The sequence below is a fragment of the Deinococcus alpinitundrae genome, from assembly GCF_009982895.1.
Lineage (GTDB): Bacteria > Deinococcota > Deinococci > Deinococcales > Deinococcaceae > Deinococcus > Deinococcus alpinitundrae.
Map to the genome: position 1 here is coordinate 1 of NZ_WXZL01000004.1, position 20,869 is coordinate 20,869.

The following is a 20,869-nucleotide window of genomic DNA, read 5'->3' on the forward strand; positions in this document are numbered from 1 at the left end:
CACGCCTGAAGGTCGGGTGGCAGCGCGTCCGATATGTGCGCCTCCCTGATCGCCTCCTGCACAGCTACCTCCCATCGTGAACTTCAGCCGAGATCAATAGCCCTCAGCTTGCACCGACAGATTCTGAGCGAGTTGCCGCAGTTGCCCCCGCAACCCGCTCACGTCCAGTCCCTCTGTCAGCAGCTCCATATACACCTCGTCGAAGCGCTCCTGCCCCAACCGCACCGCACCGCTGCGCCGCCCAATCTCCTGGAAGCCCACCTTCCGGTACGCCCGAATCGCCCGCTCGTTGAAGGCGAACACCTTGAGCATGATGTTGTAGAGGCCCAGGTGAAAGGCCCCGTACTGGCAGATCAGCCGGGTGGCCGCCGGGCCGTAGCCCTGGCCCCAGTGGGCCGGGTCGTAGAGGGCGATGCCCAGTTCGGCGGTGCCGACGCGGTGGTCGATGTCGCGCAGGGCCACGCTGCCGATCAGGGTCTCGGCGGCGTCGTAGATGCCGAACATGACCTGCTGGGGCGTGCCTTTGAGATTGGCTTCGAGCCATTCGGCCTGCTCGGCCTCACTGGCGCTGAAGCCGAAGCCGCGCAGATAGGTGGTCAGTTCCAGGTTGTGAAACGCCTCGACGATCTGCGGCAGGTCCTGGCGGCGCAGACGCGACAGCACAAAGGGCGCTCCGCTTGAAGTCTCGCCAGTCATGATCGGGAAGAGGGCCATCACTCAAGAGTAGAGTGCCCGCAGCCACACCTCGCGCTCACGGGGACTCCGGAGCCGGACGACGTGCAGGTGCGGATACTGAGCGAGCAGCGTGGGCGTGGTTCGGCGGCGCTGCCAGTGGGTCTTGAAAAACCACAGCAGAATATTGTTGCGGCTCAGAAAGGTGCGCCACTCTTCGCGGTTGCCGTTCCAGAGTTCCTCGCGGCTGGACATGCGCCGCAAGGTACGCCTGAGCAGTTGCCAGAACACCACGCCCGCCGGGTAGTCGAGCCAGATCAGGGTGTCGGCCCGCGCCAGGCCGAGGTCATGCGCTTTGGTGTAGTTGCCGTCCATCACCCAGGCGGGGCCAGCGGTAAAGGCGTCGACCTGCGCCCGGAACGCCTCCTGCGGCGCTTCCTGCCAGCCGGGGAGGTGGTTCCAGGCATCTTGCTCGGCATAGGGAAGCTGCCAGCCTTCGGCCAGACGGCGGGCCAGGGTCGTTTTACCGCTGCCAGTGGTGCCGATGATCAGGGTGCGCCGGGGCATGGAAGAGGGCATGGGCTCAGCCTGCCGCCCGACCACCGTGCCCAGCATCCGCTGAATGACGTAGCGCTGGCAGCGGCGCGGCATACTACTTTCCATGACCCTTCCCTCAAGTCCGAGGCTGCCGAGTCCCTGGACCCTCTCGGCGTTCTGGTTCGGTACGGCCTTCATGTGGCTGTTGCTGCTGCTGATCCTGATGCCCGCCGAGGTGGTGCACTTCGTGGGCGACGCCGACAAGGGCAAGTACCTGGGCCTGCTCGGCGGCATCGGGGCGATTGTGGCGCTAGTCTTGCCGCCCATCGTCGGCAATTATTCCGACCGCATCGGCAAACGGCTGCCACTCATCCGGCTGGGCGTGGTGGTCAATCTGGTGGGCCTGGCTGTCATGGGCTACGCGGCGGCGGCCCTGGGCGGCCTGACCGGCTTCTGGGTCTACGTCACCGGATTCTTGCTGGTGCAGTTCGGCAACAACTATGCCACCGCCCCTTACAGCGCCCTGGTGCCGGAACTGGTGCCCACCGAGCAGCGCGGGCGCTACAGCGGCGTCATGGGCATGCTCCAGGCGGGCGGGCAACTGCTCGGCGGCGTGGGGGCACTCGTCATCGGGCTGCTGAAGTTGCCGGACGCCCTGAGTTACGTCCTGATCGCCGCCGTGCTGTTGATCAGCGCCGTCATCACCCTGCGCGGCGTGCCGGAAACCCAGCTCAAGCCCAACCCGGAAGCACGTGCCCAGCGGCCCAGTATTGCCCAGTTGTTCGCCCATCAACCGTTTCTGTGGGTCTTCGTCACGCGGGGGCTGTTTGCGCTGGGCCAGTACAGCGTGCAGCCGTTCTTGCAGTTCTACGCGGGCGACGTACTCAAGCAGGCCAACCCCGGCACTGCCACCAGTATTCTGCTGATGGCGATTATTGCCGCGTCCATCGTCACGGCGCTGATCGGTGGGCGGGTCTCGGACCGGATCGGGCGCAAGCCGGTGATTTACCTGGCAGGCACCGTCATGGCGGTCATGGCAATCGCACTGCTGTTCGCGCCGAATTTTTACGTGGCAGTGGGCATCGCACTTGTTTTCGGGCTGGGCTTCGGGGCCTTTTCGAGTGTGGACTGGGCGCTGGGCAGCGACGCCATGCCGAGCAGCAGCAGCTACGCCCGCGACATGGGCATCTGGCACGTGGCCTTCGTGGGGCCGCAGCTCATCGAGACGCCGCAGGGCGCGCTGCTCGACTGGGGCAACCACCAGGGCGGAAATCTGGGCTACTCACTGGTGTTCGGCATCGCCGCCGCCTGCTTCGTGCTGGGTGTGCTGCTGGTCCGCAACGTGCCGGAAACCGTAAGGCCCGCCGGTGCCAAAGCCGTTACGTAGTCTGAACGCGGCCTGAAGCAGACCTTTATCCGGTGGGCTAACTTGCAAAGTCGGCGTCGGCGCAGAGGTCAGAATCGGTCCATGACCACTTCACAAAACGATCAGGGCCACAATCAGCCGAGCCGCGAGGAAGGCGTTCAGACCATCGCCAAACTCATCAAGGGCATCAAATTCGCCATGATGACCTTTACGACCGAAGCGGGCCACCTGCACTCGCAGCCGATGACCACCCAGGAGCAGGAATTCGACGGCGACGTGTGGTTTATCGGCAGCAAGGAATCCGATCTGGTACATAGCCTCGCCAAGAAGGCGCAGGTCAATCTGTCGTACTCCGAGTCGGGCAAGGGCTACGTGAGCCTGTACGGCGACGCCGAACTGATCGAGGACGCCGCCAAACTCGACGAACTGTGGAGCGATTTTTACAAGGCCTACTTCCCGCAGGGCAAGACCGACCCCAACATCCAGCTGATCAAGGTGGAGGCCAAGGGCGCGCACTACTGGGAGAGCGACGGCAAATTGCAGGGCCTGTTTCAGATGGCCAAGGCCGCCGTCACGGGCAGCCAGCCCAACCACGGTGACAGCGACAGCGTCAAGCTGTAATCCCCTAACAGTCAACGAAAAAGCCCCGCTCGCACTGGCCGGGGCTTTTTCGTTGATCGGGGGCGGCTTAGGCCAGGCCCGCCTGACTCAAAAATGCGTTCATCTTGACGATGGAGAAGCCGCTGAGGCTGGCGGCCGTATCGCCGTAGACCAGGGTGGGCACACTGCGCTTGCCACCGTTGACGCGCATCACGGCTTCGGCGGCGTCCTCGACTTCCTCGATGTTGATCTCAGTGTAGGCCAAGCCCTTGCTGTCGAGCGCACGCTTGGCGGCCTTGCAATCGGGGCACCAGCTGGTCGTGTACATGGTGATCGGAGTGGAGGAAGTGGTCATGACCTGACTGTAAAGGCTCACGGGCCAGCATGTAAGGACAGCGCTTACAAAGAGGGCGGTGTCTGCTGCTGGTAGGCCCGCCACTTGATTAAAAGCTGAGGCAGTTCGGCGCGCATGAATTCGAAGAACTGCCGCGTTTCTTCGAGGCGCTGGCCCGCCGACGATTCCTCGCCCAGCGCGGCGATCCCCTCACTGAGCGCGTCGATCCAGCGCGTCAACTGCTCCTCGCGGTTGGTCATCGGCTCATACCACAGATCATTCTGCACCCGGTAATGGTCGCGTCGCTGGCCTGGTTCACGCTCACGGACGACCAGGCCGACCTGCGTCAGGTAACGCACCGCGCCCGAAATGGCCGCCGGGCTGACCTTGAGTTGCTCGCTGAGTTCGGCGGCCGTGAGTTGTCCCTGCGGTGAGACCAGCAGTCCGACAAAAATCCGGGCAGGCATTCTGGGCACGCCTGCCTCACTGAAAATCAGTGCGAAGCGCTCCACGAAACGGGCGACGGCAGCGGGCGGCAGCTCAGCTTGATCCGGCATCTGCACGGCAGTATAGCGGCTCCACAGGCTGGGTATTTATAAGTTTCACAAAGTTGTGAAAAAAGTGTAGAGTCTGGAGATGGACGCCGCGATTGAAGTGTCGGACCTGCACAAGTCGTTTGACCGCGTTTCCGCGCTGGCGGGCCTTAATCTGCGGGTGGAGCACGGCGAGCTTCACGGCTTTCCGGGGCCGAACGGCGCAGGCAAAACCACCACACTGCGGGTGCTGCTGGGCTTCCTGCAGGCAGACCGGGGCCAAGTCAGGCTGCTGGGCGGCGATCCCTGGACGAACGCGGTGGCCCTGCACCGCCGCCTCGCCTACGTTCCCGGTGACGTGACGCTGTGGCCGAACCTGACCGGCGGCGAAACCATCAATCTGCTCGGCAAACTGCACGGCGGCCTCGCCAGCAACAAACGCAAAGCCTTGCTGGAGCGCTTCGAGCTTGATCCACGCAAATACGGGCGCAGTTATTCCAAGGGCAACCGCCAGAAAGTCGCGTTGATCGCCGCCCTCGCCAGCGACACCGAGTTACTGCTGCTCGACGAGCCCACGGCGGGACTTGATCCATTGATGGAAGCTGAATTTCAGCGCTGCATCCAGGAGGAGCAGCGCTCCGGGCGCACCGTCTTGCTGTCGAGCCACATTCTGGCTGAGGTGGAGGCGTTGTGTGACCGCCTCAGCATCATCCGGGCGGGCCGCACGGTGGAAACCGGTACGCTGGCCGAGTTGCGCCACCTGACCCGCACGGCTGTTCACGCCGAGCTGACCCATGCGCCCGAGACGCTCATTCACGATCTGGCCCAGCTCGGCGGCGTGAGCGACCTCAAGCTCGACGGCCTGACGCTGACCTGCCAGGTGGAGGGCGAGCAGGTGGGGCCGCTGCTCTCGGCGCTGACGCCGCTGGGCCTGCGGGCGCTGACGGCCCAGCCGCCCACCCTGGAAGCGCTGTTCTTGCGGCACTACCAGACCGACCAGCCCCAGCGCGGGGAGCGTCCGGCATGAACGGCTTGGGGGTGCTGCTGAAACTGATCCTGCGCCGCGAACGACTGGCCCTGCCGCTGTGGTTGCTGTCCTTTCCGCTGGTCATGGTCGCCAACCTGATGAGCACCCGCAAGCTGTATTCCGCGCCCGAAGCGCTGGCCGCCCTGGCCGCGCAGATCAACCGCTCGCCCGCCGAGGTGGCGCTCTACGGACAGGTCTGGACCCCGACGCTGGCAGGCCTGGCCGAGTGAAAACTGGGCGGCACCCTGGGCGTGCTGGCGGGTCTGCTGAGCCTGCTGCTGGTCACGCGCCACACCAGGGATGAGGAGGAGGACGGGCGCAGCGAGCTGCTGCTTTCCGGGGCAGTGGCGCGCTCGGTGCCGCTGACGGCGGCGCTGCTGCTGGTTCTGGGCGTCAATGCGCTCCTGGCGCTCCTACTGTTCACGGCCCAGGTGTCGCAGGGCCTGGAGGTGGGCGGGGCACTGGCCCTCAGCCCCGGCGTGGCAGGCAACGGTCTGGTCTTTGCGGGCGCGGGCGCGCTGCTTTCGCAGGTGTTCCCGAATGCCCGCACCATCAATTTGCTCGGCGGCGGGCTATTGGGCCTGGCCTTTGCGCTGAGGGTACTGGGCAATGTTGGGGCAGCAGCGCTGGGCTGGCTCTCGCCGCTGACCTGGGGCCACGCCCTGAGGCCATTTGCAGACGAACGCTGGAGCGTGCTGCTCACGTTCGTTTTGCTCAGTGCCGTTTTAATGGCCCTGGCAGTGGGGCTAAATCGGCGGCGCGATCTGGGCGCAGGCCTGCTGCCTGCCCGACTTGCCCCAGCACAGCCTTCGGCAGGACTGAGTGGACTTTGGGCGCTGGCCTGGCGCACCCAGCGCGGGGTGATCTGGTTCTGGACAGTGGCGCTGGGTTTGCTCGGCGCCTTGCTGGGCGGTGTGGCGGTGAGCGCGGCCGGGCAGCTTCCGTTGGGGCAGGTCTTCGCTGCTCGGGGCGCAGGCCCGCTGCCCTCCTCCACCGACACTCTGCTGACACTCTCGCTGGTCATTTTCGGCGGCCTGGTTCCAGCGGCGCTGGCCCTGCAACTGGCACTGCGCCCCCGCCACGAGGAGGTCAGCGGCCTCGCCGAAACGCTGCTGGGCCTGCCCGTCACGCGGCAGCGCTGGCTCGCTCCCCACCTGGCACTGACGCTGCTCAGCCCCGCGTTGGCCCTCAGCGCTTTCGCGCTGGCGGCGGGCCTGACCGGCGGCGGCCCCTGGATGCACACGCGGCGGCTGTGGCTGGCGGCACTCGCCTACCTCCCCGCCGTGTGGCTGCTGGGTGCAGCGGCGCTGGCCCTGTTCGGCTGGTGGCCGCGCCTCGCCGGGCTGAGCTGGGGACTGCTGGGCCTGACGGCGCTGGCCGAGATGCTCGGCGACCTGCACGTTTTCGGCGCGGCGCTCACCCTCTCGCCGTTTGCCCACATTCCCAAACTGCTGCTGGGCGAACAACCGGGCGCGGCACTCTGGACCGAACTGGCACTGGCCGCCGCGTTCATCGGGGCCGCTTTCGCCGGTCTGCGGCAACGCGACCTGAGAGAATGATCGGGAGCGCTGTTGTTGCGGGGCTTACACCCGCACCGTCACCCGCGCGCCGTCGTCTTCCAGATGCACCGAGTCGATAAAGCGCACCACGCGGGTGGCGTAGCCCATCACCAGGGTGTGGGTGCGCGCTCCGCCGCCGAAGCGCCGCACGCCGCTGAGCAGTTCGCCGTGGGTGATGCCGGTGCCGGAAAAGACGATCTGACGGCCCGGCGCGAGTTCCTCGGTTTTGTAGACCCGGCCCTCCTCAACGCCCATCAACTTGAAGCGCTCACGCTGCTCGTCGTTCTCGGCGATCAATCGGCCCTGGATTTCCGCACCCAGGCACTTCATGGCCGCCGCCGTGATGACCCCTTCCGGCGCGCCACCCAGCCCCATCAGCGCGTGAATGCCGGTGCCGCGCACACCCACGGCAAGACTGGAAATCACGTCGCCGCTGGTGATCAGGTTGACCCTGGCTCCGGCCCGCCGCACCCGCCCGATCAGCTCTTGGTGGCGCTCGCGGTCCAGGATACTGATCAGCAGATCGCTGGACTTGCGGCTGAGGGCCTGGGCCAGCGCGGCGATGTTGGCCTCCACCGGCCAGTCGAGATGCACCCGTCCGGCGGCGGGCGGCGGCACCACCAGCTTTTCCATGTAGCAGTCGGGGGCCTTCATCAGCCCGCCCTTCTCGCTGAGCGCGATGACTGCCAGGCCGTTGGGGAGTCCGTTGGCCGTGACCTCGGTGCCCTCCACCGGATCGACGGCGATATCGACCGAGTACTGACCGCGCCCAAGCTTTTCGCCGATGTAGAGCATGGGGGCCTCGTCCATCTCGCCCTCGCCGATCACGACCTCGCCCTGAATGTCCATTTCATTCAGCACGTCGCGCATGGCCTGGGTGCCCGCTTCGTCCACAGCGTGCTTGTCGCCCATACCGACAAAGCGGCTGGCGGCCAGCGCAGCGGCCTCGGTGACGCGGGCCGTTTCCAGCACCAGGGCGTGTTCCAGATCCGATTTCCGGCGGGTGAGGGTCATGTCCGCCAGCTTAACACAATGCTTAGACGGCTAATTAATGGGAGCGCTTCCAAACCCGCTCGGCCCGTTACTTGAAGACCCCAGCCCACAGCAGCAGCAGGTACAGCACCAGGGGAATGGCCACCGAGCCCGCGATCAGCTTGAACAGCCGCCACCAGTAGTCCCAGAACTCACGCATCTGTTCAGACTAACAAACCCCGCCGGGAAGCTCTGGGGGCAAGCTGACAGCGGCGAGGAGAGGGAGCCGCCTGAAGACTCTCCGAAACCCGAATCCGGGCCATGGCCGTTAAACTGGGGTACGGAGGCACCACATGGCGATTTCTGAACTGGCGGGCAAGCTGGCCCCCGAAGCGATTCTGACGAATATTCCGCTGCTGCTGACCCGCTATTACGAGGTCACGCCCGACATGAGCGACCCGGCCCAGCACGTCAGCTTCGGCACCAGCGGCCACCGGGGCAGCAGCCTGGGCGGCTCGTTTACCGAGAGCCATATCTTTGCCATCTCGCAGGCGGTGGCCGAGTACCGCGCTTCGGCAGGCATTCACGGCCCGCTGTTCATCGGGGCCGACACCCACGCCCTCAGCGAACCGGCGCTGGCCTCGGCGCTGCGGGTGCTGGTCGCCAACGGGGTGGACGTGCGCCGCAGCCAGGGCGGGGCTTACACCCCCACGCCGCTGATCAGCCGGGCCATCCTAGACTACAACCGGGGCAAGGAGCACCACATTGCTCAATCCGACGGCATCGTCATCACGCCCAGCCACAACCCCCCGCAAGACGGCGGCTTCAAGTACAACCCGCCCAGTGGCGGCCCCGCCGACACCGACATCACCAGGGCGGTGCAAAACCGCGCCAACGAACTGCTGCGAGAAGGCAACAAAAGCGTCAAGAAAGTCAGCTACGCAGAGGCCCTGCAACAGGGCAAAGAGTTCGACTTCATCACGCCTTACGTGGAGGAGCTGCCCGGCATCGTCGATCTGGACGCCATCCGTGAGGCCGGAGTCAACATCGGCGTTGATCCACTGGGCGGCAGCAGCCTACCGGTCTGGGAAGCCATCAAGGAGCGCTGGAATCTCAAGCTGACCATCGTCAATCGCAAAGTCGACCCGATGTTCGCCTTCATGACCGTCGACAAGGACGGCAAGATCCGGATGGACTGCTCCAGCCCCTACGCGATGGCGAGCCTGCTGGCCCTCAAGGACGACTTCGACGTGGCCATCGGCAACGACCCCGACGCCGACCGGCACGGCATCGTGACGCCCGACGGCCTGATGAACCCGAACCACTACCTGGCCGTCGCCATTCATTACCTGTTCGCCAACCGCCCCGGCTGGCCCACGTCGGCGGGCGTGGGCAAGACGCTGGTGTCGAGCAGCTTGATCGACAAGGTGGCCGCCGACCTGGGGCGCACCTTGGTGGAAGTGCCGGTGGGCTTCAAGTACTTCGTGGAAGGCCTGCTGACCGGCACGCTGGGCTTCGGCGGCGAGGAATCGGCGGGCGCGAGCTTCCTGAAGATGGACGGCAAGCCCTGGAGCACCGACAAGGACGGCCTGATCATGGGCTTGCTGGCCGCCGAGATCACCGCGAAGACCGGCAAGACGCCCAGCCAGCACTTCACTGACCTGAGCGAGAAGTTCGGCACCAGCGCCTACAACCGCGCGGACGCTCCGGCCAGCAGCGAGGCCAAGAAGGTGCTCTCCAATCTCAGCCCTGAGCAGGTCACGGCCACGGCACTGGCGGGTGACCCGATCACCGCCAAGCTGACCCGCGCTCCTGGCAACGACGAGCCGATTGGCGGTCTGAAAGTCACGACTGATTCGGCCTGGTTCGCGGCGCGGCCCAGCGGCACCGAGGACATCTACAAGATCTACGCCGAGAGCTGGAAGGGTGAAGCGCACCTCGAAGAAGTCATGCGCGAGGCCGAGCAGGTGGTCAACGCCGCCCTGGGAGCTGGGAAATGACGGACACGGCGGCCCAAGCCGAGCCGCACACCGTCATCACGCGCGAGGAAATCCGGGACGTGGAGTTCGACTGGTTCGCCCGCGACGAAGCCGGGCACGTCGCCCAGTTTCTGGCAGCCGGTGACGACACCGTGCCATCGGCGGCGCTCGCCAGCGAGGAACTACTCGAAGCGCTGCACGTCTTCATCGACACCCGGCCGGAAAGCGAGCCGGTCAACGCTCCGGCGGGCGGCTTCGACGCGCATCTGGCCGGGCCGCAGCAGCGCGGGGCTTTCGTGTACGACGCCGTGCCAGGCGAAGCGGGCCTGTACCGTCTGGCGGCCCTGCCAGTCAAACCGCTGATGGTGGACACGCTGCCACAGCACTTGCAGGCTTACCTGGGCACCCTGGTTCTGGCCGTGCCCCTGGGATCGCCGCTGCTGCGGATCGATGCGGAAGGTGGAGCAGTGGCCGTACCAAAGTCCACTTCAGCAGAGTTGAGTTCCGCTGAGTTCACCTCAATCTGAATCCGTGCCGACTCGAAGCGCCCACCGCCCTCCCCTGTTCGGAAGGCGGGCGCTCGGCGTTCTCGGGCCAGTGACTGAACTTCAGTCGCCCCGGAAAATCTTACCGATCTTGTCGAAGAAGCCGTGCTGCTCTGAGACGTCCTCGCCGGTGGCGCGGGCGTAAGCGGCCAGCGCTTCCCTCGCCTCGGGGGTAAAAGTCTTGGGCACCACCACCTCGTAGACGACCACCAGATCACCCGTGCCGCTGCCCTGCAACCGGGGCATGCCCTGGCCGCGCAGCCTGTACAGTTCGCCGTGCTGAGTGCCGGGTTTCACGTCCACCGTCTGGGGGCCGTCGAGGGTCGGCACGCTGATCTGGCCGCCCAGCGCTGCCTTGGGAAAGCTGATTTTGGCCGGGAAAATCAGATGCTCGGCCTCGCGCTGGAGTTCCGCGTGCTTGGCCATCTCGATATGCACGTAGAGGTCGCCCGCGCCGCCGGGTCCCTCGTGGCCCATGCCCGCCACCCGGATGCGGTAGCCCTCGTCGATCCCCTTGGGCAAGGCCACCTTCACCGTCTCGGACTTGAGGGTGCGCCCGCGTCCCCGGCAGACCTTGCAGGGTTCCTCAATGAGCTGCCCCTCGCCCCGGCAGGTCGGGCAGGGCTGCTGGGTCATGATGTTGCCGAAAATGGTGCGCGCCTGGGCCTGCACCTGTCCGGCTCCCTTGCAGGTGGGACAGGTCTTGGGCGGCTTGCCGCCGGGTTCGGACTTCTGGCCGTGGCAGTGCTCGCACTCGCTGAGGCGGTCCACCTGCACCGGCACTTCCGCGCCTACACGGGCCTGCTCCAGCGTCACGGTGATCTCGGTCTCGATGTCGTCGCCGCGTGCCGGGCCGCGCCGTCCGCCGCGCCCACCCACCGCGCCGCCGAAGAGCTGCTCGAAGATGTCCATGGGGTCGAAGCCCGCGCCGCCGAACGGATCGCCGCCGGGCATCCCCGAAGCGCTCGGCGCGCTGCCGAAGCGGTCGTAGTGGGCGCGCTTGTCGGCGTCACTCAGCACCGCATAGGCCTCGTTGATTCTGGCAAACTGCTCGGCGGCCCCCGGTTCCTTGTTGCGATCCGGGTGAAACTTCAGGGCCAGCTTGCGGTAGGAACTCTTGATCTCATCGCCGCTGGCGGTGCGCGTAACCTCCAGCAGTTCGTAATAATCCACGTTCATAGCACCTCGTTGACAGCATTCCAGACAAACACAAAATTTGCGGGGCCGGGTCCGGACAGGGCCGCCGCGTTGCCCATAATCCTAACACGGGGGCACTCAAGAAAGGTGACTTGTTTGGGGAAGTCGTCCCTTTCGCATGCAACTCTCTACACTGACCCTATGAGCGATCTGCGCCCCGGTGAGAAGCGTCCCCTGACCCAGACCCGGTTTGAGCTGCACGTGCAACACGACCTGCCGGGCCTGGACCTGAGCCTCTTCGCGCTCAGCGGCGAGCGCCTGATGGCCGGAGACGAAAGCATCGTCTTTTACAACAGTCCAGCGCTGCCCAGCGGCGGCGTCACGGGGCGCTTCAGCGAGTTCGAGGCGCACTTCAGCATTGACCTGACCCGGCTCGGCAGCGCCACTGGCATCGGCCCCGATACCGGCAGCGTCGAGCGCCTGATGCTGACCGCCAGCCACGACGAGTGGCCGCTCAAGCGGGCCGGCCATCTGCGGGCCGAGGTCGCAGGACTGGTGTTCGAGCCACTACCCACACTCCAGAACGAGAAGGCCGCCATGCTGCTGGAATTTTACCGCTACCGGGGCGAGTGGCGCGTCGCCGCCATCGGGGAGGGGTTCGCGGGCGGACTGGCCGACCTGATCGCGCTGTTCGGCGGCGAGGTGGAGGAGACGCCCGCGCCTGCCTCCACTCGCGCCGTCGCCGCGCTCGCCCAGCCCAGCCCGGACCGCCTCAACTTGGTCAAGGTGGTCAGCCTGAGCAAGTCACTGAGCCTGGAAAAAGGCGAGCGGGTGTCGCTGTGCAAGGAAGACGGCGCGCCCGAACTCGGCCGCGTCAGCCTGGGCCTGGGCTGGGACGCGGCCAGCGACAGGAACATCGATCTGGACGCCGGGTGCCTGCTATTTGATGCTCAGTTCAAGCACCTGGAAACGGTGTTTTTTATGCGCCTGAACAGCAGCAACAACTCGGTCAAGCACTCCGGCGACAACCTGACCGGTGAGGGCGAGGGCGACGACGAGGTGATCGAGGTCGATCTGAGCGCCGTGCCGGAGCGGGCGGTTCATCTGGTGTTCGTGGTCAACTCGTTTTCGGGCCACAAGTTCAGCGACGTGAAGCGGGCTTTTTGCCGCCTGTTTATCATTGGGTCGGGCCACGAACTCGCCCGTTTCGATCTCAGCGGCGGAGAAGCCACCACCGGTATGCTGATGGCCCGCCTGAGCCGCTCAGACAGCGGGCGTCAATCTGGCGGCTGGCAGATGACGGCCCTGGGCCTCAGCGCACCGGGCATGACCGCACGCGGCAGCATCAAGCGGGCGCAGCAGGAACTGCGGGAAGCGCGGGAAAAAGGCGGGTAGCAGGTCTCAGCGGCTGGCCCACAGCTCGACCAACCCGCGCAGGGTCAGGGTGTCGTCGTAGTGCTCGATCTCGGTGCAGATGCCCTCGACGGTGCGGGCAAAGCCGCCGGTCGCCACCGTCACGGCACTTGAGGGCAACTCGGCGCGGATGCGGCGCAGCAGGCCGTCCACCATCTCGGCGTAACCGAAGACCAGACCCGATTGCAGGGCGTGTACCGTGTTCTTGCCGATGGTGCTCGCCGGCGCTTGCAGATTGATACGCGGCAGCTTGGCCGCGCGGGAAAACAGCGCGTCCGCCGACACCTGCGCGCCGGTCGCCAGCACCCCGCCGACGAAACGCCTGCCCCTGCCGATCACGTCGAAATTGGTGCTGGTGCCGAAATCCACGACGACGGCGTACTCGTGCGCGCCGAGGTAGCGCTCGGCCCCGAAGAGGTTGCACAGCCGGTCTGCGCCCAGGTTGCCCGGCTGATCGAGTTCCACGGTCACGTCCGGCAAATTGGCGGTGTTGACCTCGAACGGCTCGATGCCGAAGTGCTGACGCAGGGCCAGCAGATAGTTCTCGCCCACCGGCGGAGCCACGCTGCTCAGCACCGCGCTGCGCGGCCAGGACTGAACACTTGGACTTGGACCCAACGGAGCACCCAGATCAAACAGCCCGCCGAGTTGCAGCGCCAGATCGTCGGGCAGCAGTTCGCGGTTGGTGCGCACCCGCCAGGTCCGGGTCAGGGTCAGGGTCTCGTCGGCCAGACCCAGCACCGTGCTGGTGTTGCCGATGTCGATGACCAGCAGCGGAAAGCGGGCCGTCTGAAGCGGGGAGGACATGCGGGCAGTCTAGAGCCGCTGGAGCGGCTGACGGGTTACTGGCCGCCGGACGGCTCGGCGCTGCGCCTGCCCTCGCGGCGCGGATGCTCGTTGAGGCGGGTCCAGAACTCGGAGGTGGCGCTGAGGGTGTTCAGGAACTGCTCGAACTCGACCGGCTTGACCACGTAGGCGCTCGCGCCGCGCGCGTAGCAGGCGCGGATGTCGCGCTCCTCGCGGCTGGTCGAGAGGATGACCACCGGCAGCCCGGCCAGCCTCGGCTGCTCCCGGATGGCCTCCAGGACCGCCAGACCGTCCATCTGCGGCATGTTGAGATCGAGCAGCACCACGTCCGGCAACTGCTCGCCGCTCACCTGACCCAGCAGCCGCATGGCTTCCTGACCGCTGCGCGCCACGATCACTTCCGGCGAGCGCCCGGCCTTTTCGAAAGCGATCAGTGCCAGTTCCAGATCGTTGGGATTGTCGTCTACCAGTAGTATTCGCCCGCGCGCCTGCATCGTCTTCCTCCACCCGGCTGAGCTGCCCCGACTTCTCACCAATCTTTACCTGCTCTTAAGTTTAGCGGACCTTTATGATGGAGATGTGCCGGGAAGTCACGGTCCGCCGCTCAGAAGACCTGGCGCAAGCGGCTGGACCTCCGGCAGGGCGGCAAGCAGGCGGTGCGCAGACGGTGAGCCGGACCCCTGACAGCGGCCTAGACGGAGCGCCGCGCACAGGCCATCTGGGGCCGCCGCACTCTAAACTCTAGAGATGCTTGCCAAACGCATCATTCCCTGCCTGGACGTTCAGAATGGCCGGGTGGTCAAGAACGTCCGGTTTTTCGAGAACCACCGCGACGCGGGCGATCCGCTGGTGCTGGCCCAGCGCTACGAGGCCCAGCAGGCCGACGAACTGGTGTTCTACGACATCACTGCCAGCCATGAGGGCCGCCGACTGATGCTGGACGTGGCCGCCCGCGTGGCCGAGCAGGTCATGATGCCGCTGACGGTGGGCGGCGGCGTCAGCAACTTGGGCGAATTCCGGCAGTTGCTGCTGGCCGGGGCCGACAAGATCAGCGTCAACAGTGCCGCCGTGCGCACGCCGCAGCTCATCCGCGAGGCCAGCGACCACCACGGCGCGCAGTGCGTGATGCTGAGCATCGATGCCAAGCGCCGCCCGGACGGCTCCGGCTGGAACGTCTACGTGGGCGGCGGGCGCGTCGATACTGGCCTCGACCTGCTGCACTGGGCCGAGGAAGGCCAGCGGCTGGGTGCGGGCGAGATCTGCTTGAACGTGATGGACGCCGACGGCACCCGCGCGGGCTTCGATCTGGCAGCCACCCGCGCGGTGGCGCAGGCGGTCGACCTGCCGGTCATCGCCTCGGGCGGCGCGGGCAAGCTCGAAGACTTCCGCGACGTCCTGCGGGGCGGCGCGGCGGGCGGACAGGCCGACGCTGCGCTGGCCGCCAGCGTGTTTCATTTCGGTGAGCTGAGCGTGCCGCAGATCAAGGCGTACTTGCAGACCCAGGACGTACCGGTGCGCCCCGAGTGGCACGATTTCGAAGGACAGCGCGGGGGGGCAGCGTGATGGCCGGGACCCTGAATCTCGACGCCGTGAAGTTCGGCCCCGACGGGCTGGTGCCGGTGGTGGTGCAAGACGCCCGGACCGGCGCGGTGCTGATGCAGGCCTATGCCGACCGAGCGGCCCTCGAACACGCGTTGACGACCCGGCAGGGCACCTACTTCTCTCGCTCACGCGGTGAGCAGTGGATCAAGGGACTGACCAGCGGCCACCTCCAGCACATCGAGAGCGTCTCGCTCGACTGCGACGGTGACAGCGTGCTCTACCGGGTGCGTCAGACGGGTCCGGCCTGCCACACCGGCGAATACAGCTGCTTTCACAGGCCCCTGTTGGACGAAACGGGCGACACGCCTGACACCTCGGGCGGCCTGGACGGCACGCTGGAGCGGGTCTACGCCACCATCCAGGAGCGGCTGATCACGCTGCCGGAACAGAGCTACGTGGCGCGGCTGCACGCAGGCGGCCTCGACCGGGTGCTCAAGAAGATCAGTGAGGAGGCCGGGGAGGTGCTGCTGGCCGCCAAGAACGGCGACAAGGCCGAGCTCGCCACCGAGGTGGCCGATCTGCTGTTTCACACCCTCTTCGCGCTGGCCGAGGTCGGCGTGACGCCCGGCGACGTGGCGAGCGTATTGCAGGGCCGCGAGGGCCGCAGTGGCCTCAAGGGTCCCAAGGAAATCGGCTGAACATCGCCTGCCGCTGCTGGCCTGCTGTCACCCGCCGGGGAACGGCAAGTCAAGGGCTGCACGGTTTCCCACGTATGGCGGCGCAGTCCGTTTACAATAATGCAGCACGCCTCCCACCGCCCGCTTCGGCCCTTTCGCCCGGTATTCCATTTCCCGGAGGAGACTTCTTTCATGCCAATCAACCGTGGGCCTTTGATGGTCTTTTCCGGCCAGAGTAACCGCCCTCTCGCGCAGGCCATCTGCGACAATCTGGGCATTCCGCTGGGCCACAGCAAAACCGAGAAGTTCACCAACGAGAACATCATCGTCCACTTCGAGGATTCGCTGCGCGAGGGCGACGTGTTCATCGTGCAGAGTTTCGCGAACCCGGTCAGCGACTCGATTCTGGAACTCTTCCTGATGCTCGACGCCGCCAAGAGCGCGTCTGCCGGGCGCGTCACCGCCGTGATTCCGTATTACAGCTACGCCCGCAGTGACAAGAAGGATGCGCCGCGTATCAGCATCGCCGGACGGCTAATGGCCGACCTGATTCAGGAAGCCGGAGCCGACCGGGTGCTGACCATGACCCTGCACTCGCCGCAGGTTCACGGCTTTTTCAAGGTGCCGGTCGATCACCTCTCGGCGGACGTGGTGATCAGCGAACACCTCAAATCGCGGGTCCCCAATGCCCACGAGGGCGTGGTGCTGGCCCCCGACGCGGGCAGCATCAAACGGGCCTCGGCGATTGCCCGCCGCCTCGACTCGGGCCTGGCCTTTATCGACAAGCAGCGCGTCTCCGACACTGCCGTCGATCCGCGCGCTTTGATCGGTGACGTGGCGGGCAAGACGGTCTTTATCGTGGACGACGAGATCGCCACCGCCGGTTCACTGGTCGAGGCCGTCAACTTCTCCAAGAACATGGGCGCGAAGGAAGTGTACGTGGCCGTCTCACACGGCGTCTACAGCGGCCCGGCCATCGAGCGCATCGCGGGCCTCGACGCCGTGGAGGTCGCCAGCACTAACACCGTGCATGTCTCGGAGGACAAGATCGCGCGGGCGAACGGCAAACTGGCGCTGCTCAACGTGGCCCCGCTGTTTGCCAACGCCATCAGCAACATCCACACCGGCGAGAGCGTCAGCACCCTGTTCGAGTAAACAAGAAAAGACATGAGCGGCCACCTCGACGGGTGGCCGCTCACGTCTTTGTTACCGCTTCAGGCCTTGACTTCCACACCCTTCCAGAACGCCAGACGGTCGGTGATCTCCTTGGCGGCGTCCTTGGGCTGCGGGTAGTACCAGGCGGCGTCGGGGTTGCTCTTGCCGTCCACCGTCAGGGTGTGGTAGCTGGCTGTGCCTTTCCAGGGACACACCGAATGGGTCTGGCTGTCGGTCAGGTACTCGCTCCTGACACTACTGCGCGGAAAGTAGTGGTTGCCTTCCACGACCACCGTGTCGTCACTCTCGGCAATCACCTGATTGTTCCAAATGGCTTTCATGGGTCCGAGTCTAGAAGGCTTGGGCGGCCGGGTGTGTCGGGAAGCTGACGGTTGGACAGATCCTTATTTGCCGGGCCGCTCGATCACGTCGGGAAACTCCTTGACGGGCCGGATCGGCAGCAGACCCGGCAGATCGAGCTTGAAGCTGAGCGCCGCCGCCGTGCCGAGTTGCAGGCTGTAGACCCCGCCGGAGTAGGTATTGACGCCCGCCACACCCCCGACCTGGAGGCGCTCCAGATCGGCCAGCGCCAGCCAGGGACCACGCTGGGTACCGGCACCCAGAAAGCGCAGGGGCAGGGTGCTGATGTCCTTGCCGCGCTGAACCGTCACGCTGCGCGGCGTCTGCAGCGTGACGCTGGCCCCCAGCGCCCCCAGTACTTCCGGCAGCGGCACCACGATCTGGCCATGGTCGGCCCTGGCCCTCGCGCCTGCCGTCTGGGCCAGCGCGGCAGGGTCCGGCGCGGGAACGGGCGGCTTGACAGCGGCCGGGGGGACTGGAGCCGCCGCAGGCTGGGTCGGTGCTTGGGCAACCGGTGGTTTGGTGACGGGTGTCTGGGCGACGGGCGGCTGTGACGCTGGAGCGGTTGGAACCGCAGGCGGCTTGACCGGCTGGGCGGCAGGAGCCTGGGCCACCACCGGCGGCTGGGTGACTGGCGGCTGGGCAGCCAGGGCCAGCGCCTTGAGGGCAGCGGGGCGCTTGAGGGTCGTCAGGCTGGCAGCCTCGGTGTCGCTCAGGCGACGGCCCGCGCCGGACGCGACGCTGCGGTAGGAGGTCCAGGGACCGTCGGCCAGCGGTGCAAAGCCTGACACGGCGCTGAGCTGACCGCTGGCGGCGGCAAAGTAGAGGGTCCCGGCGGGGCTGGCGTTCACGCTGGTGTCCATCCGCTCGCCCACCTTGAGGGTCCACAGCGCCTGCCCCCCCCCGCCGATGGCGTGCAGCTTACCGCCCATGTCGCCCACCAGGAGCGTGCCGCCCGCGAGTTCGGCGGCTGGGGCCGCCACCGCCGCGCCCGCCGGATACACCCAGGCGTCCTTGCCCTCGGTGCTCAGGGCGTAGACGTTGCCGTCGTAGCTGCCCACCACCACCAGATTCTGTGAGGTGACAATCGGGCTGGCGTTCACGAACGAGGCGGTGGCCCGTGACCACCTGAGCTCGCCGCCGGGAGTCAGGCTATAAATTTTCTTGTCACCGGAGCCGAAGTACAGATTGCCCACCGCGTCGAGGGCCGGACTGCTGAACACCGTGCCGCCGGTCCGGAAGCGCCAGCTCAACTGACCGTCCGCCGTTAGGGCCACCACCTGATTGCCCTGGGTGCCGAACACGACGCTGCCGTCCGGCGTGACGACCGGCGAGCTGAAGACCGGTGCGCCGACCTTGTACTTCCACAGCTGCCCGCCCTGGGCATTCAGGGCGTACACCGTGCCGCCGCTGCTGGCGACAATGATGCTGCCGTCGGCGCGCAGGGTGGGCGAGGCATAGAGGTCGCCGTCGAGGCGTACGCTCCACAGCTTCTGGCCTTTGGCGTCAATGGCGTACAGGGTGTCGTCGTAGGCCACCGCCAGCGTCACATTCTGTGGCGTGATGACCGGCGCGGCGCGGCCAATGTCGCCGAGCGCGAAGGCCCAGACTTCCTTGCCGCTGCTGTCGAAACGGTGGAGCTTGGCATCCGAGCCGATCAGCACCACGTCGCCGTTGTCGGCCACGCTCAGCGCGCTGAGAGCCTTGACATTCTTCGACCAGCTCAGGGCAGGCGCGGCGGCCTGGGCAGTAGAGAGCGCAGCAACGATCAGCAAAGACGGGAAAAGCAGCGCACGAAGCACAAAACGGGTCGGCGTCAAAATGGATTCTCCTTTACATTCTCTTAAAGCAGTTGATCTGGGTATGGTAAATCGTAGACGCCCGCACACTAGCGTCTTAAGATGGGCATTGATATGAAAAAGATTCTCATCTTGACCGCTTTTGCCCTGGCTGGCCTAGCCGCCGCGCAAGATACACCCGCTGACCCCGCGATGGACAGCACGACCCCTATGAGCGCCGCCGATCACTTTACCCGCGCCAGCGAACTGGCCGTGCAGGCTGACGTGGCCTACCCCGCCGCCTTCTACGACCGCACCCTCTGGAAAGCGGCGGTCGATCAGGCCTACACCGCCTCGACCATGAGCACCGACCGCGCTTACGGCGCTTACCTCGCGCAGCTCTACACCAAGACCCAGTGGTGGATCAACGCCTACAACGCTTGGTCGAACCTCGACGACCTGAACGACACCGAAAAGCAGTGGGCCTCGCTGAGCGCCGCCAAGCTGGCCTACATCGCCCTGCAACGCGGCGACCGCGACAGCGCTATGACCTACGCGCAGGCCGGAATGGACTGGGCCGACTCGCAGAGCCTGCAAGACATCATGAAGCGCTTGCAGTAAGCAGAGCAAAAAAGAGCAAGGAAAGCGGGCCGCCCAATACTCTGGGCGGCCCGCTCGATTTGGTTTGAAGGTTACTTGAGGCTGCTCAGGCGCAGCTTGGTGTACTTGCCGTCCTGAATGAAGCCTGCCAGAACGTCGGCGTCCATGTGGCCCTGGGCCGTGACGCTCTTGAGGCTGTAGACGGTCTTGTTGCGCGGCAGTGAGGTGGCGGCCTGGCCCAGCTTGGCGCGGATCGCCGCCGGATCGTCAGTGGTTCCAGCCAGTTCCATCGCCTTGGCGACCACGTTCATGCCCATGTAGTTGAGGGCCGCCTCGCTGGTGGGAATCTTCTTGTAGAGGCGCTGGTACTGGGCGCTGAAGACCTGGGTGCCAGGGAATTCGGCCACCGGCATCACACCGACCGAGCCGTTGAGATACGAGGTGGGGACGATGCTGCCCATCTGCTCGAACTTGGCCTGATCCATGACGATGAAGCCGCCCTTGAAGCCCTGTTCGCGGGCCGCCTTGATGACCAGCGCAGTGGGCTGTGACGGCCCGCCGATAAACAGCACGTCAGGCTTCTCGGAAAGAGCCTTGGTGACGGCGCTGGAGTAGTCCACGGTGGTGCCGTAATCGACGCCGTTGTTGGTGCCGATGGTGCCGCCCTGCTTCTTCCACTCTGCCGACACCACGTCGCCCCAGGCTTTGCCGTAGGCCGAGGTCGTGCCGACCATGCCGAGCTTCTTGCCGAAAGCGGCCATCTCTTTTTTGACGAACGGCGTGACGTACACGTCGTAGCGCGGCGGCAGCATGAAGGTGAGCGGGTTGTTGGCTTCCAGGATCTTGGGTTCGGAGGAGTAGGCCACCAGCAAGAAATTGGGGTCGCGGGTGTTGAGGGCCTGCGCCACCTGAATGCCCCCGGCGTGCGGCACGACAATCACGTTGATGCCCTGCGAGGTCAGCCGCTTGACGTTGGTGCCGGTCTCGTTGGGCAGGTACTTGTCATCGAGCGCCGCCAGCTTGAAGGTGACCTTCTCGCCCTTGACCGTGATGCCGCCCGCCTTGTTGATCTCGCCGATGGCCATATCCAGGCCTGACTGTACGTCCTTGCCGTAGAAAGCCGCGCCGCCGGAGAGTGGGCCACTGTAGCCGATACTGACCACCTTGTCGGCCAGGGCCGCGCCGAGCAGTGAAAAGCCGAGGAGCGCGAGGGTACGGGAGCGAAGTCGCTGATTCATAAGGAACCTCCAGAGGAAGAACTCACCCGCCGATTTCA

The 20,869-nt window shown here is 65.9% G+C and carries 23 protein-coding genes; 12 read left to right on the forward strand and 11 right to left on the reverse strand.

Going from position 1 to position 20,869, the window contains the following annotated elements; translation table 11 throughout:
- Positions 1-93: 93 nt before the first annotated feature.
- Complete coding sequence (locus GUI70_RS04380; RefSeq protein WP_161881097.1) at positions 94-714, reverse strand: GNAT family N-acetyltransferase; 621 nt, start codon at positions 712-714, stop codon at positions 94-96.
- Between the two features lie 3 nt (positions 715-717).
- The gene (locus tag GUI70_RS04385; protein WP_237724695.1) at positions 718-1,323 is read right to left on the reverse strand and encodes a P-loop NTPase family protein; all 606 of its coding nucleotides are present in this window, start codon (positions 1,321-1,323) and stop codon (positions 718-720) included.
- Positions 1,324-1,333: 10 nt separating this feature from the next.
- Between GUI70_RS04385 and GUI70_RS04390 the strand changes: the two genes are divergently transcribed.
- Together GUI70_RS04390 and GUI70_RS04395 are read left to right on the forward strand one after the other, a co-directional pair.
- Positions 1,334-2,596 (forward strand): MFS transporter, encoded by a 1,263-nt coding sequence (locus tag GUI70_RS04390; RefSeq protein WP_161881098.1) that lies wholly within the window; start codon positions 1,334-1,336, stop codon positions 2,594-2,596.
- An 81-nt stretch (positions 2,597-2,677) separates the two neighbouring features.
- Positions 2,678-3,196: a pyridoxamine 5'-phosphate oxidase family protein gene (locus GUI70_RS04395; protein WP_161881099.1), complete on the forward strand. Its 519-nt coding sequence runs from the start codon at positions 2,678-2,680 to the stop codon at positions 3,194-3,196.
- 67 nt (positions 3,197-3,263) lie between these two features.
- On the opposite strand, the gene GUI70_RS04400 is transcribed toward GUI70_RS04395, so the two are convergent.
- Positions 3,264-3,530 carry a glutaredoxin family protein gene (locus GUI70_RS04400; RefSeq protein ID WP_202630401.1) on the reverse strand — a complete coding sequence of 89 codons (267 nt, stop codon included), beginning with the start codon at positions 3,528-3,530 and terminating at the stop codon, positions 3,264-3,266.
- A 44-nt stretch (positions 3,531-3,574) separates the two neighbouring features.
- Positions 3,575-4,066, reverse strand: coding sequence for a GbsR/MarR family transcriptional regulator (locus tag GUI70_RS04405; protein ID WP_161881100.1), 492 nt, complete (start codon positions 4,064-4,066; stop codon positions 3,575-3,577).
- Positions 4,067-4,145: 79 nt separating this feature from the next.
- On the opposite strand from GUI70_RS04405, the gene GUI70_RS04410 reads away from it, so the two are divergent.
- From GUI70_RS04410 to GUI70_RS04420, 3 genes are read left to right on the forward strand one after another with little or no spacing between them, the layout of a single operon-like run.
- Entirely contained in the window at positions 4,146-5,069 is a 924-nt protein-coding gene (locus tag GUI70_RS04410) for an ABC transporter ATP-binding protein (protein WP_161881101.1), read from the forward strand.
- Positions 5,066-5,299 (forward strand): hypothetical protein, encoded by a 234-nt coding sequence (locus GUI70_RS04415; RefSeq protein ID WP_161881102.1) that lies wholly within the window; start codon positions 5,066-5,068, stop codon positions 5,297-5,299. Before GUI70_RS04410 ends, GUI70_RS04415 begins: the two co-directional genes overlap by 4 nt.
- A 21-nt stretch (positions 5,300-5,320) precedes the next feature.
- Complete coding sequence (locus tag GUI70_RS04420; RefSeq protein ID WP_161881103.1) at positions 5,321-6,628, forward strand: efflux permease Rv1217c-related protein; 1,308 nt, start codon at positions 5,321-5,323, stop codon at positions 6,626-6,628.
- Positions 6,629-6,652: 24 nt separating this feature from the next.
- Here the strand turns inward: GUI70_RS04420 and glpX are convergent, their stop codons facing one another.
- Positions 6,653-7,642 carry a class II fructose-bisphosphatase gene (gene glpX / locus GUI70_RS04425; protein WP_161881104.1) on the reverse strand — a complete coding sequence of 330 codons (990 nt, stop codon included), beginning with the start codon at positions 7,640-7,642 and terminating at the stop codon, positions 6,653-6,655.
- 311 nt (positions 7,643-7,953) lie between these two features.
- Here glpX and pgm point away from each other — a divergent pair, with 311 nt between their 5' ends.
- Positions 7,954-9,600, forward strand: a complete 1,647-nt coding sequence (gene pgm / locus GUI70_RS04430) for a phosphoglucomutase (alpha-D-glucose-1,6-bisphosphate-dependent) (protein ID WP_161881105.1) — start codon at positions 7,954-7,956, stop codon at positions 9,598-9,600.
- Positions 9,597-10,106 carry a hypothetical protein gene (locus GUI70_RS04435; RefSeq protein WP_161881106.1) on the forward strand — a complete coding sequence of 170 codons (510 nt, stop codon included), beginning with the start codon at positions 9,597-9,599 and terminating at the stop codon, positions 10,104-10,106. The genes pgm and GUI70_RS04435 overlap by 4 nt, the downstream gene beginning before the upstream one ends.
- Positions 10,107-10,187: 81 nt before the next feature.
- Here the strand turns inward: GUI70_RS04435 and dnaJ are convergent, their stop codons facing one another.
- Positions 10,188-11,297, reverse strand: coding sequence for a molecular chaperone DnaJ (dnaJ, locus tag GUI70_RS04440; RefSeq protein ID WP_161881342.1), 1,110 nt, complete (start codon positions 11,295-11,297; stop codon positions 10,188-10,190).
- Between the two features lie 165 nt (positions 11,298-11,462).
- Between dnaJ and GUI70_RS04445 the strand changes: the two genes are divergently transcribed.
- The gene (locus GUI70_RS04445; protein ID WP_161881107.1) at positions 11,463-12,656 is read left to right on the forward strand and encodes a TerD family protein; all 1,194 of its coding nucleotides are present in this window, start codon (positions 11,463-11,465) and stop codon (positions 12,654-12,656) included.
- A gap of 6 nt (positions 12,657-12,662) precedes the next feature.
- On the opposite strand, the gene GUI70_RS04450 is transcribed toward GUI70_RS04445, so the two are convergent.
- Positions 12,663-13,481 carry a type III pantothenate kinase gene (locus tag GUI70_RS04450; protein ID WP_161881108.1) on the reverse strand — a complete coding sequence of 273 codons (819 nt, stop codon included), beginning with the start codon at positions 13,479-13,481 and terminating at the stop codon, positions 12,663-12,665.
- A gap of 35 nt (positions 13,482-13,516) precedes the next feature.
- The gene (locus GUI70_RS04455) at positions 13,517-13,975 is read right to left on the reverse strand and encodes a response regulator (protein WP_161881109.1); all 459 of its coding nucleotides are present in this window, start codon (positions 13,973-13,975) and stop codon (positions 13,517-13,519) included.
- Positions 13,976-14,228: 253 nt separating this feature from the next.
- On the opposite strand from GUI70_RS04455, the gene hisF reads away from it, so the two are divergent.
- From hisF to GUI70_RS04470, 3 genes are all read left to right on the forward strand, one after another.
- Positions 14,229-15,044 carry an imidazole glycerol phosphate synthase subunit HisF gene (hisF, locus tag GUI70_RS04460; protein WP_161881110.1) on the forward strand — a complete coding sequence of 272 codons (816 nt, stop codon included), beginning with the start codon at positions 14,229-14,231 and terminating at the stop codon, positions 15,042-15,044.
- Entirely contained in the window at positions 15,044-15,721 is a 678-nt protein-coding gene (gene hisIE, locus GUI70_RS04465) for a bifunctional phosphoribosyl-AMP cyclohydrolase/phosphoribosyl-ATP diphosphatase HisIE (RefSeq protein ID WP_161881111.1), read from the forward strand. Before hisF ends, hisIE begins: the two co-directional genes overlap by 1 nt.
- A gap of 171 nt (positions 15,722-15,892) precedes the next feature.
- The gene (locus GUI70_RS04470; protein WP_161881112.1) at positions 15,893-16,855 is read left to right on the forward strand and encodes a ribose-phosphate diphosphokinase; all 963 of its coding nucleotides are present in this window, start codon (positions 15,893-15,895) and stop codon (positions 16,853-16,855) included.
- A gap of 59 nt (positions 16,856-16,914) precedes the next feature.
- On the opposite strand, the gene GUI70_RS04475 is transcribed toward GUI70_RS04470, so the two are convergent.
- On the reverse strand, positions 16,915-17,196 hold the full coding sequence (locus GUI70_RS04475) for a DUF427 domain-containing protein (RefSeq protein ID WP_161881113.1): 282 nt from the start codon (positions 17,194-17,196) through the stop codon (positions 16,915-16,917).
- A gap of 63 nt (positions 17,197-17,259) precedes the next feature.
- Complete coding sequence (locus tag GUI70_RS04480; protein WP_237724696.1) at positions 17,260-19,035, reverse strand: outer membrane protein assembly factor BamB family protein; 1,776 nt, start codon at positions 19,033-19,035, stop codon at positions 17,260-17,262.
- Between the two features lie 93 nt (positions 19,036-19,128).
- Here GUI70_RS04480 and GUI70_RS04485 point away from each other — a divergent pair, with 93 nt between their 5' ends.
- Positions 19,129-19,614, forward strand: a complete 486-nt coding sequence (locus tag GUI70_RS04485) for a hypothetical protein (protein WP_161881114.1) — start codon at positions 19,129-19,131, stop codon at positions 19,612-19,614.
- Between the two features lie 71 nt (positions 19,615-19,685).
- On the opposite strand, the gene GUI70_RS04490 is transcribed toward GUI70_RS04485, so the two are convergent.
- The gene (locus GUI70_RS04490) at positions 19,686-20,831 is read right to left on the reverse strand and encodes an ABC transporter substrate-binding protein (protein ID WP_161881115.1); all 1,146 of its coding nucleotides are present in this window, start codon (positions 20,829-20,831) and stop codon (positions 19,686-19,688) included.
- Between the last annotated feature and the right edge of the window lie 38 nt (positions 20,832-20,869).